Source organism: Rhodoferax ferrireducens (assembly GCF_003347515.1).
Lineage (GTDB): Bacteria > Pseudomonadota > Gammaproteobacteria > Burkholderiales > Burkholderiaceae_C > Rhodoferax.
The window spans coordinates 23,431-36,120 of sequence record NZ_QEII01000290.1; the positions used below are offsets into that span (position 1 = coordinate 23,431).

Below are 12,690 nucleotides of genomic sequence, written 5' to 3' on the forward strand. Positions count from 1 at the left end.
GCGCTCAACGTCCGCGCAAAAACAAGGCGTCCAGCTCTTTGATGCTGACTTGTCGCCAGGTCGGGCGTCCGTGGTTGCACTGGTCGGAGCGGTCCGTGGCTTCCATCTGACGCAGCAGCGCATTCATTTCCTCCACGGTCAGGCGGCGGTTGGCGCGCACCGCGCCGTGGCAGGCCATGGTGGACAGCAACTCGTTTTGGGCGCGCTGTATCACGGTACTGGCGTCATGCTGCGCCAACTCCGCCAGCACGCCTCTGGCCAGCTCGGCGGCGTCGCCCTGGGCCAGGGTGGTCGGCACGGCCCGCACTGCCAGGGTTTTGGGCGAAAACGGGGTGATTTCCAGACCCAGGGTTCTGAGTGTCTCAGCATGGGCTTCGGCGGTGGCCACTTCGGTAGGCGTGGCGGCGAAGGTGGCGGGGATCAGCAGCGGCTGACTCGCCAAGGCGGGCACGGCCTGAGCTGAACCCGAGGCGCCGGCCGCGTTCTGGACCAGCAGCTGCGCCTTGAGTCGCTCGTAGACGATGCGCTCGTGCGCGGCATGCATGTCCACGATGATGAGGCCATGGGTGTTTTCCGCCAGGATGTAAATGCCTTGCAACTGGGCCAGGGCGCGGCCCAGGGGCCAGTCGCCGGCTGGCAGAGGCGCGGGCAGCCCCGCCGTGGGGGCGCGGGTGTTGCTCTGGTCAGGGCCGGCACTGGCCCACACGCCAGCCGACTGCGCTGGATTTGCGCCCACCGGTGTCTGTGCCGGCTCACCTTTGTGCCACAGCATGGCCAGGTCGCTGACCCTGTGCCCGTCTGTTGCTTCAAAATTGATAGCTGGTTGCGCAGAGTACATGGGGGCTAGAGGCCTATTTGACTCATAAATCCCCGGTGTTGCGGCATTTGGCAGGGCGGGGGGACTTGTCCCCTCCGTTTGCCCGCTGGACGTGCCGGCCAGCGCGGCGGCAGCGGCACGCGGTGCGGCCAGCGCATCCTCTACCGCGTGGCGCACGGCCTGGTGCACTTCGCGGCTGTCCCGAAAGCGTACTTCGATCTTGGTTGGGTGTACGTTCACGTCCACGCGCGTCGGGTCGATCTCGACGTACAGCGCATAGACCGGCTGGCGGTGGCCGTGCAGCACGTCTTCGTAGGCGCTGCGGGCACCGTGCGTGAGCACCTTTTCGCGCACAAAGCGGCCGTTGACGTAGCAGAACTGCTGGTCGGCCCGCGAGCGCGCCGCGTCGGGAATGCCGGCGCGGCCCCACACCCGCACGGTGGGCGCCGTCTGCAAATGGCTGTTGGCGCTGGTGCGGAAGTCCACCCGCACCGAGCGTTCAACAAAGTCGGGACCCAGCACATCGGCCAGGCGCTGATCCAGCAGGGCTGCGGCATGCTCGCGACTGGCTCCTGTCGCGTCATTCGGGTCGGAGTCGTCCTGACCCTGGCAGCGGCGCCATTGCTCCACCAGCCGGCCTTCATGCCAGATGGCGAAGCCCACGTCGGGCCGCGCCAGCGCGTGGCGGCGCACGGCCTCCACGCAGTGCGCCAGCTCGGTGGCGTCGGTTTTCAGGAATTTGCGCCGTGCCGGGGTGCTGAAGAACAGCTCCTTGACTTCGACCGTGGTGCCGGTGCTGCGCGCCACGGGTTTGAGCTCGCCGGTGCGCCCATCCAGAAAAAATGCACTGCTTTGGCCTGTAGCCCTTGACAATATTGCGCAGTCAGCTATCGAGTTAATAGCGGCCAGGGCTTCGCCGCGAAAGCCCATAGTGCCCACCGACTCCAGGTCGTGCAGGCTGCTGATCTTGCTGGTGGCGTGGCGTTTCAGTGCAATCGGCAGTTCTTCACGCAGAATTCCCGCGCCATCGTCCTCCACCGAAATCAGCCGCACCCCGCCAGCCAGCAGGCGCACGGTCACCTGGCTGGCGCCGGCGTCCAGCGCGTTGTCCACCAATTCACGCACCACCGAGGCCGGGCGCTCCACCACCTCACCGGCGGCAATCTGGCTGATCAGCTCGTCGGGCAGTTCGCGGATAGGCCGACGGGGGGAGGGGGATAGGGCAGTGTTCACAGGGATGCATTTTAGGTGGCGGGGATAATCCATCCCCATGGAAATCATTAGCTATCTCTTCGACTTCATTCTCCATGTAGACAAGCATCTGGAGGCGTTCGTGCAAAGCTACGGCCTGTGGGTCTATGCCTTGCTGTTTTTGATCATTTTTGTGGAAACCGGTGTCGTGGTGATGCCGTTTCTGCCGGGCGATTCACTGCTGTTTGTGGTGGGCGCCATGTGCGGGGTGGGATTGATGGACTACACACTGTCGGTGGGCCTGTTGCTGGTGGCAGCCGTGCTGGGCAACCAGTCCAACTACGCCATAGGCCGTTACTTTGGTCCCCGTGTCTTCAAGTGGGAAGACTCGCGCTTGTTTAATAAAGCCGCCTTCAACCGCGCGCATGATTTTTACGAACGCTACGGCGGCATCACCATCGTGGCCGCGCGTTTTATGCCTTTTGTCCGCACGTTTGCGCCCTTTGTGGCCGGTGTAGCGAAGATGAGCCGGGGCAAGTTCACTTTTTTTGACGTGACCGGTGGCGCGTTGTGGGTGGTGGGCATCATCACCGTAGGCTATTTCTTCGGCAACTTCCCGTTTGTGAAGGCGCATCTGGACAAAATCATCTGGGCCCTGATTCTGATTCCCGGCGTGGTGATCATGTTTGGCGCCTGGAAGTCGCGCCGCAAGCCCGTACAGGTTTGACGGCGCCTGCAGGAAAGGGCTGCAGCGCGACGTACTTCGTTCGTAACCGGCACTAGCGTTTTCCCTGTTGTTTAATTAAATCAATATGATTTAATTTACCATCGTGCAGTCGCGCGAAGAACAGAAAAAACGCTGATGAAACTCAATAATCTTCGAATCTCCACCCGCCTGGCATGGGGCGCCGCCGGCCTGATTGCCATGGTGGCCCTGGTCGCGTTATTTGGCGTTTATATCGCCAGGGACAGCAACCGCTCCATTCAAACCATTTACAACGATCGCCTGGTTCCTCTGGCACAGCTGAAGAACATAGCCGACATCTACAAGTCTGATGTTCTTGATGGAGCTAACAAGGTGGCGCAGGGATCGCTGGACGCCAAAAATGCGTCGACGCAACTGACCAGCGGGCTCGCCACCGCTGAGGATAGCTGGACGCACTACAGCCAGGCAACTCGTTCAGATGAAGAGAAACAAAACATCGCCGTCGCCAACGAGCTCATGGCCAAGGCCAGGCCCGCCTTGTTGGAGCTGAGTGCCTCGTTGCAAAAAGGCGACCGGCTGAAGACGACTTTGGTGGTTCTGGATCTGGACGCCCCCTTGAATGCCCTGGACAAGGTCTTGAACAAGTTGATGCTGCTTCAGCTTGGAGCCGTCAAAGTTGAATACAGCCGCGCGGACAGCCGGTACCAGGACAGCATTACGGTGTTCGGCGCCATTGTGCTGGCCGCTTTGGTGATGGGGTGCCTGGCGGCTTGGTTCATGATCCGGGCCATTACCGCCCCAATCAACCAGGCGGTCACCATTGCACGCCATGTGGCCGGCGGGGACCTGACCCAGCACATCGACAGCGCGGGTCGCAGTGAGACGGCCCTGATGCTTGCGGCCCTGAAGGACATGCAGACCAGTCTGGTCGACGTGGTGTTCACCGTGCGTGCGGGCTCTGAAGGCGTGGCCACGGCCAGCTCCGAGATTGCCCAGGGTAACCATGATCTTTCCGCCCGCACCGAACAACAGGCCAGCGCCCTGGAGCAAACGGCGGCGTCCATGGAGGAACTCAGTGACAACGTCAAACACAACGCCGAGAACGCCCGCCGGGCCAATCAGCTGGCCATGACGGCGTCGACGGTTGCTATTCAGGGCGGTGAAGTCGTTGGCGAAGTGGTGGAGACCATGAAGCGCATCAACGAGTCTTCGCGGCAGATTTCCGACATCATCAGCGTCATTGACGGAATATCCTTTCAGACCAACATCCTGGCCCTGAACGCGGCGGTGGAAGCGGCCCGGGCGGGTGAGCAGGGCCGCGGCTTTGCCGTCGTGGCCAGTGAAGTCCGCAGCCTGGCGCAACGCAGTGCCACGGCCGCCAAAGAGATCAAGAACCTGATTGACGCGAGCGTGCAACGGGTAGAGCAAGGCAATACCCTGGTCGACCGCGCCCGGACCACCATGACCGAAGTGGTCGATGCGATCCAGCGCGTGACGCTCATCATGGGGGAAATCAGTGCCTCCAGCCATGAACAGGCCTCGGGCGTTGCACAGGTGGTTGAGGCCATTGCGCAGATAGACGAGGCGACGCAGAAGAACGCGGCCCTGGTGGAGCAAATGGCCGCCGCCGCATCGGGCTTGAAGAGCCTGGCCAACGAGCAGGTGCAGGCGGTCGCTGTCTTCAAGCTGGGGGCCGATCATCCCCGTGCGGCACCGGCACCTGCACGCATCACGGCCATCGGTCTGACGCGTTAATCGCCTGTCACGCGTCGGCCAAGCGCCTGCTAAGCGCCAACTTTCAGAAACAAATCCTGGTCCGGTGCAAAGTTGGCATGCAAGGGCAAGAGTGCACCGCCGAGCGCGCCGGCGTCCGGGCCGACATTGCCCGCAATGACGGTGGCCGGCCACAGCCCTTCCCAGTTGTAGCGTTGCAGGGCCTCATTCGTGTGTTCAATAACCCGGCTCAGCAGCGGCCGGCAAAACGAGCCGTCGATCACCACTGCGTCGATGTCCAGAAAAGCCGTTCCAGTCACGACGCAGTGCGCCAGTGCGTTGGCCGCATGGGCGACCCAGGCGCTGGTTTCAAGCTCGAACGGGGCTGACAGGGCGCGCTCATCGTAGGCGGCAGTGGGGTCCAGCCCCTGGGCGATGAAGCGTTGCTCCAGTTCCCACAAGGAGGCCTGGCTGATGAGTTGTTCAGGCGGCGTTGCGCCCTGGGTCATGGACGTGGGCAGCGAGGCGACGGCACCGGCGTTGCCGTGGAGCCCGAAGTGCAGGTGCGAGTTGAGCACCAACCCGCCGCCGACAAAGGTGTCGACAAACAAATACAAAAAACTTTTCAGATCGCGCCCGCGCCCCGTGACCAGTTCTGCCACACAGGCCGCCGCAGTGTCCTTGGCAAAGCTCACCGGCGCATCCGTCATGGCCTGCACCTGCGCACCCAGGTCGATCTGGTTCCACTGGTCCGACTGCGTCTCTGACAGGCCCAGCATCTTGTGCCAGCCGCCCATCAGAAAGGGCGCCGCCACGCCCACGCCGACCAGGCGCGCGCTCAAGGCGCCGAGTTCATCCCGCATGGCATTCATGCGCTGGCCAATGGCGGGCAGCAGCGTATTGGCGTCAGGAAATGCGTAGTCGAGGGTCTGGCGTTGCCGCACCCGCCCGGTGAAATCGACCAGCAGCCATTCCGCGCTGCGGCGGCCGATCTTGATGCCCATGGAAAAGGCGCCATCCGGATTGAGCGCCATGGGGACTGACGGCTGGCCGATGCGCCCGCGCACCCGGTCATGCCGGATCAAGAGTTCATCCTCTTCCAGCCGGGTGGTGATCAGGCCAATGGTTTGCGCAGTCAGCCGGGTCAGGCGGGCCAGATCGGCCTTGGGCAGGCTGCCGTTCAGGCGGATGGCCTGCAGCACCACGCGTTCGTTGAAGGCCCGCATGCCCACGTGGTTGGAGCCACGGGGCCGGAGCAGTTTGGGGGAATCGGCGGTGAGAGCGGTGCTGCGGGGTGTCATGGACGTAGATTTTCGCCGATGACACCTTTGCGCAGAATAAAGTTGCCGAACGGCTGGCGTTCGCCGGTGAGGACGATGGCGTAGGCCGCCCGTGCCCGGTCGTAAAAGATGAAGCGCTCGACCGCTTCGGGGCTTTGGCCGGGCAGCAGTTCAGGTGTCAGGATGCTTAAAACATCACGCTGCAGTTCGGACCGGTAAGGGCTTTGCGTGCCGCTGACCTGCATGAACGCGACCGGATGATCCACATCGGCGGCCAAGGGCAGCACCGAGCTGACGGCCTGCACCGCCTGCGCCATGGAGCTGCCAGGCAGGCGCAGCACGGGTTTGCCGGCGGCGATGCTCATGGCGGTGAAGTTGGCATCCGCCAGCACCAGCGCGTCATCGTGGCCCATCTCCATGAGCAGCTTGAGCAGCTCCGGGGTGAGCAGGGGGTTGATTCCTTTAAGCATATGAATAGTTGTTAAGGCTTGGCGTGACAGTTAGGGCGTTGTGTCTAGGCATGGGCGTCTTCGGGCAACTCGTCCACGGTCTTGGCGCCGGTCATCACCGCCACGGTGTCGCTCATGCTGATGGTCTTGGGGTTGACCACGGCCGCACGTTTGCCCAGACGCTGGATATGGATGCGGTCGGCAATCTCGAATACGTGCGGCATGTTGTGGCTGATCAAGATCACCGGCAGGCCCTTGTCGCGCACCCGGCGAATCAGCTCCAGCACCATATTGCCTTCCTTGACGCCCAACGCTGCGGTGGGCTCGTCCAGAATCACGACGTGCTGAGCGAAGGCCGCCGCACGCGCCACGGCCACGCACTGGCGCTGACCGCCCGACAGTGTTTCTACCGCCTGGGTCATGGACCGAATCCCCACTTTCAGCTCGGCCATGCGGCTGATGGCCTGTTCCAGCATGCGTTTTTTGTCCAGCAGGCGAAACAGCTGACCGAATGCCCCCGGCTTGATCAGCTCGCGACCCAAGAACAGGTTTTCTGTGATGCTCATGGCGGGCGCGACGGCCAGGTCCTGGTAGACCGTTTCAATGCCTTTGCGCCGCGCGTCGATCGGTGACTTGAAGTGCACCAGCTGGCCATCCAGCAGCAACTCGCCTTCGTCAGGCACCGTCGCGCCCGAGAGGGCCTTGATGAGCGAGGATTTGCCGGCGCCGTTGTCGCCAATCACCGCCAGAATCTCCCCGGCCCGCAGCTCAAAGTCGGTGCCATCCAGCGCGGTCACCTGACCGTAACGTTTGATGATGCCCTTGGCCTGCATGACGAGCGGCGACGAGGCATTGGGTGGCGCGTGGTGTGCAGTTTCGGCGTTCATTAACGGGCTCCTTTGCGAGACATCTGATCGGCAGCGACGGCCAGAATGACCAGAATGCCGGTGATCAAGGTTTGATAAACGGAGGCCACGCCCATCAAGGTGAGGCCATTGCGGAATACGCCCACAATCACCGCCCCGACCAGCGAGCCCAGAATAATGCCGCGCCCGCCGAACAGGCTGGTGCCGCCCAGCACCACGGCCGTGATGGCGTCCAGGTTTTCGGTTTGCCCTGCATTCGGGTCACCCACGCCGGTGCGGGCCACCGACAACAAGGCCGCGATGCCGTAGAAAAAGCCGGCCAGGGCGTAAACCGTGACCAGCACGCGGTCCACGCGAATACCGGTCAGACGGGCGGCCTCGGGGGCATTGCCCACGGCGTAAAGATGGCGACCGGGTGCCGTATCACGCAGCAGGCGCCAGGCGACGATGTACAGCACCAGCATGGTGACGGTGCCCAGGCTGACTTCGGTGGAGCCGAAGCCGAAGGTGTTCCCCAGAAAAGTCAGTTCACCCGGCAGGTTGGGAATGATTTGCGCCTGGGAGTAAAGCTGCGTGATTGCAAAAGCAATGTTCAGGGTGCCCAGGGTCACGATGAAGGGCGGTAGCTTGAAGCGCGTCACCAGCAAGCCGTTGATCAGACCGAAGCCGGTGGTGACCGCCAGGCCGCACAGAATGGCCACGTAGGGGTCGATGCCGTAGTTCACGGCAAATTTGGTCATGACCACGCCGCCCAGTGCCATCACCATGCCGCACGACAAATCAATGCCGGCAGTCAAAATAATCAGGGTTTGCCCAATCGCCAGCACGCCCACCACCATGACTTGCTGAAGGACCAGCGACAGGTTCTGAGCCGTCAAAAAGCGGGTTGACTGGGTTGCAAAGAAGATGCAGGTGACCAGCAAGGCCAGCCACGGGCCGAGGACCCCCCATGGGATGTTGCGTGCAGAGGATTTCATATTAGAAGCCTAATAAGTTTAAAAAAAGAGGCGCGTCCGAGCGCGCCTCAGGGGCTAGCCTTGGCTATGTGATTACTTGGTGCCCCAGCACATGTCCAGACCTGTTTTGGTGTCCTTGCTGTCCACGCCCTTGATGGCCTTGGCTGAAATCAGCGTCACGCCAGTGTCGGTGTAGCCGGACGATTTTTTGCCACCCTTGGCGTAGCTCACACCCGCGGCGACGCCCAGAGCGGCCATCTTCAGGGGGTATTGCTGCGAGGTCGCGTTGATGATGCCAGCCGTTGTGTCCTTGATGCCCTGGCAGCCACCGTCCACGGACACGATGGTCACGCCTTTTTCCTTGCCGGCTTTTTTCAGTGCGTTGAACGCGCCTGCAGCGGCTGGCTCATTGATTGTGTAAACGACATTGATGTCAGGATTTTTTTGCAGGCAGTTTTCCATGGCCGTCTGGCCCTTGGCAGGGTCGCCATAGCTGTCAGCCATACAGACGATCGCAGCGTCTGTTGACAGCTCGTTGGAGCTGGCATCCGCCGCTGGCAGGCCGAAACCCTTCATGAAGCCGTTGTGACGCTGTGCGCCCACTGGGTGACCGGGGAACAGGTCAAGCGTGGCAATCTTGGCCGGCTTGCCGCCCATGGCTGCCTTGGCGTACTGGCCAATCAGCACGCCGGCTTTGTAGTTGTCGGTGGCGAACAAGGCGTCGGCGCCATTGAACGGGCTGTCCAGTGCAATCACTTGCACGCCCTTGGCCTGCAGCTTTTTCACGGTGGGAATGATCGCATCGCCACTGGCCGTGATCAAAATGGTCTTGGCGCCGGCGGCAGCCATGTTTTCCAGGGCCGTGATCTGGCCGGCGGTGTCGCCGTCGATTTTTCCGGCAGCGGTCAGCAGCTTGGCGCCGAGTTTCTTGGCTTCAGCGTCGGCGCCTTCCTTCATCTTGACGAAGAAGGGATTGGTTTCAGTTTTGGTGATCAGACCGATGACAATTTCGTCGGCCGCAAAAGCGCTGGCGCTGGCGATGGCCAGGGCGGACAGCATCAGACTGGTGGTAATTTTTTTCAAAGGGAGTCTCCTCAATTTCGGGCATTCAGTTATTGCAAAAGGGGTCTGGACCCCCGGGAATTTACGCTTTACGTTGGAGCGCAGGTCGACTATATTCGGAATGTGATTACTAAATCAAGTTACTTTAGTTATGGAAAACCCTAGTATGGTACAAAAAAATACGCATGTGTTTCAGGTTGCAACCGCTGGTGAAGCGCTGATTGACTTGATTCGCAATGAAGACGGCCGGTTCGAGCCCTGTCTCGGCGGTGCGGTCTACAACCTGACCCGCGCGCTGGCCCGCCAGGGGGTTGAAACGCTTTACTTGAATCCCCTGTCACGAGACCGCTTTGGTCGGGAGCTGGCGGCGGCGCTGCTGGACGACGGCGTGCACCTGGCCGTGCCCGAGCCCGTGCAGCAAGTAACCTCGCTCGCGGTGGTCGGCGTGGGGCCGCAAGGTCACCCCGACTACTCGTTTTACCGCGAGGGTGTGGCCGACCGCGCCATCACGGCGGCTGTGATGACGAATGCCTGCGCCGAGGCCGAAGTCCTGTCGCTGGTGTGCACGGGAGCCCTGGCCTTGTCGCCCGACGATGCCGACATTTATTTGCCCTGGCTGTCCAGCCAGCGCCAGGCTGGGCGCACGGTGGTGATCGATGCCAACCTGCGCCCCTCGGTCATGCCCAATCTGGAGCTTTACCGCCGACATGTCATGGCGGCCCTGCAATTTGCCGACGTGATCAAGGCCAGCGATGAGGACCTGGAATGCCTGAATCTGCCCGGCGCCGACGCGTCCGAGCGCGCCATGCACCTGCTGCGCAACAGCCGGGCACAGATGCTGGCCTTGACCCGTGGCGGCGAGGGCGCCAGCCTGCTGACGCGCCACGGCCAGATGTTTCACGCACGGGAAACCGAAGCGGTGGCCATCGTCGACACGGTGGGGGCGGGCGACTGCTTTCTGGCCGGGCTGGTGGTGGCCATGCTCGACAACGCGCTGGAGGCGGATTGGGGCTCAACTGAGGTGCCCGAAGCGCAGGCCAAAGACCTCTTATCCAACGCCATTGCCAGTGCCAGCCTGTGCGTGATGCGCCGGGGCGCCGTGCCCCCCACGCGCGATGAAGTGCGGGCTCGCTTGGCGGGCCATGCGGTTGATTTCACGGTTGCCGCGCGCGTCATTATTTAAGGCTACCCATGCACCTTTCACCTGCGTATCTGGATCATCTCGCCCGCTTTATTGTGCCGGGGCAGCGCAAAATTTTGGGCCTGGTTGCGCCACCGGGCGCGGGCAAATCAACGCTGGCCGAGGCCATGCTGGCTGCATTTCCGGGGGATATTCAAATCGTTCCCATGGATGGCTTTCACCTGGCCAATTGTCAGCTGGCCCGGCTGGGTCGGTCTGAGCGCAAGGGCGCGCCCGACACCTTCGATGCCGCTGGTTTTGCGAGCCTGATGCGCCGCATCAAGGCCCAGCGCGAGGGCGAAATCATCTACGCACCCGACTTTCGGCGGGATCTGGAGGAGGCCGTTGCCGGCGCCATCGCGGTGGAGGCGCACACACCGCTGATCATCACGGAAGGCAACTACCTGCTATTGGACGAGGGGCCATGGGCCGAGGTTCGCAGCGCGCTCGATGAGGTCTGGTATCTGGAGGTGAATGACGCGGTGCGCCAACAACGCCTGCTGGAACGCCATATGCGTTTTGGCCGAAGCCAGGCGCAAGCCCTGGCGTGGGTGAATCTGACCGATGAACCCAACGCGCGGCGCATTGCACAAACCCGCCATCGCGCCGACCGGGTCGTGCCGTGGGACGAGGAGCAGGCTTAAACCGTGCGATTGCGGGCCAGCGGCGGGTTTTTCGAGAAGTAGCGTTCGATGCCGCGCATCAGGGCACTGGCCAGTTGCTCCTGGTAAGCGTCACTGTTGAGTCTGGCTTCTTCCTCGGGGTTGCTGATGAAAGCGGCTTCCACCAGCACGCTGGGGATATCGGGCGCCTTGAGCACCGCAAAGCTGGCTTGCTCCACCCTGGGTTTGTGCAGTTTGCCGACCCGGCCGATTTCGCCCAACATGGCGCCGCCGAGTTTCAGGCTGTCGTTGATTTGCGCGGTGGTGCTCATGTCGAACAGGGCGCGTTTGACTTGCGCATCCTTGGCCTTGACGTTCAAGCCGCCCACCTGATCGGCCTTGTTTTCCTTGGCGGCCATCCAGCGCGCGGCCGTGCTCGATGCGCCGCCCTGGCTTAGGGCAAAGACGCTGGCACCTTGCGGCCGGGGTGTGAAAAACGCATCGGCATGCAGGCTGATGAACAAGTCTGCCTGCACATGCCGCGCTTTTTGCACTCGCACATGCAGTGGCACGAAAAAGTCGGCATCGCGCGTGAGGTAGGCACGCATGGTGTTGCCGTTGATGCTGCTGGCGTTGATGCGGTCGCGCAGTCGGTGCGCCAGGCGCAACACCACGTCTTTTTCGCGGGTGCCGCCGGGGCCGACGGCGCCGGGGTCTTCACCGCCATGACCGGGGTCCAGCGCAATGATGATCAGGCGGTCGGTTTTTTCGGGCGTGTCTGCCTTGGGCTTGGGTGGCGCTGGTTTGGACTCCGGGTCACTACCCTTGGCGACTGGCTTGTCGTGGTGCTTGGCGATGAGATCGCCCAAGGGGTCGGCGGGGGGATTCGCCGGACTGCTGTCCGTGAACCGCTCGGCAATCAGCGCCTCCAGCGGATCGACCACCTGGGTCGGATACAGGTCAAACACCAGCCGGTGCTGGTAGGCCGCCACCGGCGTCAGCGTGAACACCTGCGGTGCAATCGCCTGCTTCAAATCCATCACCAGACGTACCACACCCGGCGCGTTTTGGGCCACGCGAATCCCGGCAATGTTGGGGTCGTTGGCCGCCACCTTGGCGACCAGTTCCTTCAAGGCCGGATTGAGGTCGATGCCCTCGATGTCAACCGCCAGACGCGGCGGACTGGCGACAAAAAACTGCTTGACCTTGAGTTGGGTGTCCGATTCGATGGTGACGCGCGAGTACTCGGGCGCCGGCCATATCCGGACGGCCAGGATGGTGGCGCCACGGGCCAGGTGTTGCCGGCCCAGCAACAGCACCAATACGCCAGACTGCACCAGGCTGCGGCGCTTCAAGATTGGCCCTCTTGAGGCATCGCCGGGCTGGTCGCCTGAAGCAAGGCCGCACCAATGTCGGTTTGCGCGCTCAGCGTCACCTGCCGGGCGTCGTCATCCATCGCGTCGAGGTGAATCGCCAGATCGGCGCGCGGGAGGAAGCCGGCGGCTTTTTCCGGCCACTCGGCCAGCTTGAGGCCGGGGCTGGCGAAGATGTCGCGAAAGCCGGCATCTTCCCATTCACGCGGGTCGCTGAAGCGGTAAAAGTCAAAGTGCCAGACGTTGAGGCCCGGCAGTTCATAGGGCTCGACCACGGCGTAGGTCGGGCTCTTGACCCGTCCCTGCACGCCCAGGGCACGCAGCAGATGGCGCACCAAGGTGGTCTTGCCGGCGCCCAGGTCGCCGTGCAATTCGATGAAGGCGTGGCGCAGGGCAGGCTGCGCCGCCAGGGCCGCGGCAAACAATTGCGTCGCCGCCTCGTCCTGCCAGTACAGGTTTTTTACAATGGGGGTGTGAGCAATCTCCAAACGCATA

At 62.5% G+C, this 12,690-nt stretch carries 12 protein-coding genes; 4 read left to right on the plus strand and 8 right to left on the minus strand.

Annotated elements, in window-relative coordinates; all coding sequences use genetic code 11:
• Positions 1-4: 4 nt before the first annotated feature.
• The gene (gene mutL, locus C5P05_RS17665) at positions 5-2,089 is read right to left on the minus strand and encodes a DNA mismatch repair endonuclease MutL (RefSeq protein WP_420130763.1); all 2,085 of its coding nucleotides are present in this window, start codon (positions 2,087-2,089) and stop codon (positions 5-7) included.
• Between mutL and C5P05_RS17670 the strand changes: the two genes are divergently transcribed.
• Both C5P05_RS17670 and C5P05_RS17675 read left to right on the plus strand, forming a co-directional pair.
• On the plus strand, positions 2,088-2,735 hold the full coding sequence (locus C5P05_RS17670) for a VTT domain-containing protein (RefSeq protein ID WP_114971153.1): 648 nt from the start codon (positions 2,088-2,090) through the stop codon (positions 2,733-2,735). The genes mutL and C5P05_RS17670 overlap by 2 nt on opposite strands.
• Before the next feature lie 135 nt (positions 2,736-2,870).
• A complete protein-coding gene (locus C5P05_RS17675) occupies positions 2,871-4,469 on the plus strand; it encodes a methyl-accepting chemotaxis protein (protein WP_114971154.1) in 1,599 nt (532 codons plus the stop codon).
• 29 nt (positions 4,470-4,498) lie between these two features.
• Here the strand turns inward: C5P05_RS17675 and C5P05_RS17680 are convergent, their stop codons facing one another.
• The 5 genes from C5P05_RS17680 to C5P05_RS17700 form a co-directional block, all read right to left on the minus strand.
• On the minus strand, positions 4,499-5,728 hold the full coding sequence (locus C5P05_RS17680) for an ROK family protein (protein ID WP_114971155.1): 1,230 nt from the start codon (positions 5,726-5,728) through the stop codon (positions 4,499-4,501).
• Positions 5,725-6,177: an RbsD/FucU family protein gene (locus tag C5P05_RS17685; RefSeq protein WP_114971156.1), complete on the minus strand. Its 453-nt coding sequence runs from the start codon at positions 6,175-6,177 to the stop codon at positions 5,725-5,727. The genes C5P05_RS17680 and C5P05_RS17685 overlap by 4 nt, the downstream gene beginning before the upstream one ends.
• Before the next feature lie 44 nt (positions 6,178-6,221).
• Positions 6,222-7,043, minus strand: a complete 822-nt coding sequence (locus tag C5P05_RS17690) for an ATP-binding cassette domain-containing protein (protein ID WP_114971157.1) — start codon at positions 7,041-7,043, stop codon at positions 6,222-6,224.
• Positions 7,043-7,999: an ABC transporter permease gene (locus C5P05_RS17695; RefSeq protein WP_114971158.1), complete on the minus strand. Its 957-nt coding sequence runs from the start codon at positions 7,997-7,999 to the stop codon at positions 7,043-7,045. Before C5P05_RS17695 ends, C5P05_RS17690 begins: the two co-directional genes overlap by 1 nt.
• 72 nt (positions 8,000-8,071) lie before the next feature.
• A complete protein-coding gene (locus tag C5P05_RS17700; RefSeq protein ID WP_114971396.1) occupies positions 8,072-9,037 on the minus strand; it encodes a sugar ABC transporter substrate-binding protein in 966 nt (321 codons plus the stop codon).
• A 169-nt stretch (positions 9,038-9,206) separates the two neighbouring features.
• On the opposite strand from C5P05_RS17700, the gene C5P05_RS17705 reads away from it, so the two are divergent.
• Together C5P05_RS17705 and C5P05_RS17710 are read left to right on the plus strand one after the other, a co-directional pair.
• Positions 9,207-10,223, plus strand: a complete 1,017-nt coding sequence (locus tag C5P05_RS17705) for a PfkB family carbohydrate kinase (protein ID WP_232834557.1) — start codon at positions 9,207-9,209, stop codon at positions 10,221-10,223.
• 8 nt (positions 10,224-10,231) lie between these two features.
• Positions 10,232-10,864 carry a nucleoside/nucleotide kinase family protein gene (locus C5P05_RS17710; RefSeq protein ID WP_114971160.1) on the plus strand — a complete coding sequence of 211 codons (633 nt, stop codon included), beginning with the start codon at positions 10,232-10,234 and terminating at the stop codon, positions 10,862-10,864.
• On the opposite strand, the gene C5P05_RS17715 is transcribed toward C5P05_RS17710, so the two are convergent.
• A complete protein-coding gene (locus C5P05_RS17715; protein WP_114971161.1) occupies positions 10,861-12,177 on the minus strand; it encodes an N-acetylmuramoyl-L-alanine amidase in 1,317 nt (438 codons plus the stop codon). The two genes, C5P05_RS17710 and C5P05_RS17715, sit on opposite strands and share 4 nt — an antisense overlap.
• Positions 12,174-12,689, minus strand: a complete 516-nt coding sequence (gene tsaE / locus C5P05_RS17720) for a tRNA (adenosine(37)-N6)-threonylcarbamoyltransferase complex ATPase subunit type 1 TsaE (RefSeq protein ID WP_114971162.1) — start codon at positions 12,687-12,689, stop codon at positions 12,174-12,176. Before tsaE ends, C5P05_RS17715 begins: the two co-directional genes overlap by 4 nt.
• Position 12,690: the final 1 nt, after the last annotated feature.

Coding starts and splice junctions, on each gene's coding strand:
- C5P05_RS17670 (WP_114971153.1), top strand. CDS start 2,088: ATGGAAATCATTAGCTATCTCTTCGACTTCATTCTCCATGTAGACAAG.
- mutL (WP_420130763.1), bottom strand. CDS start 2,089: ATGGGGATGGATTATCCCCGCCACCTAAAATGCATCCCTGTGAACACT.
- C5P05_RS17675 (WP_114971154.1), top strand. CDS start 2,871: ATGAAACTCAATAATCTTCGAATCTCCACCCGCCTGGCATGGGGCGCC.
- C5P05_RS17680 (WP_114971155.1), bottom strand. CDS start 5,728: ATGACACCCCGCAGCACCGCTCTCACCGCCGATTCCCCCAAACTGCTC.
- C5P05_RS17685 (WP_114971156.1), bottom strand. CDS start 6,177: ATGCTTAAAGGAATCAACCCCCTGCTCACCCCGGAGCTGCTCAAGCTG.
- C5P05_RS17690 (WP_114971157.1), bottom strand. CDS start 7,043: ATGAACGCCGAAACTGCACACCACGCGCCACCCAATGCCTCGTCGCCG.
- C5P05_RS17695 (WP_114971158.1), bottom strand. CDS start 7,999: ATGAAATCCTCTGCACGCAACATCCCATGGGGGGTCCTCGGCCCGTGG.
- C5P05_RS17700 (WP_114971396.1), bottom strand. CDS start 9,037: ATGCTGTCCGCCCTGGCCATCGCCAGCGCCAGCGCTTTTGCGGCCGAC.
- C5P05_RS17705 (WP_232834557.1), top strand. CDS start 9,207: ATGGTACAAAAAAATACGCATGTGTTTCAGGTTGCAACCGCTGGTGAA.
- C5P05_RS17710 (WP_114971160.1), top strand. CDS start 10,232: ATGCACCTTTCACCTGCGTATCTGGATCATCTCGCCCGCTTTATTGTG.
- tsaE (WP_114971162.1), bottom strand. CDS start 12,689: ATGCGTTTGGAGATTGCTCACACCCCCATTGTAAAAAACCTGTACTGG.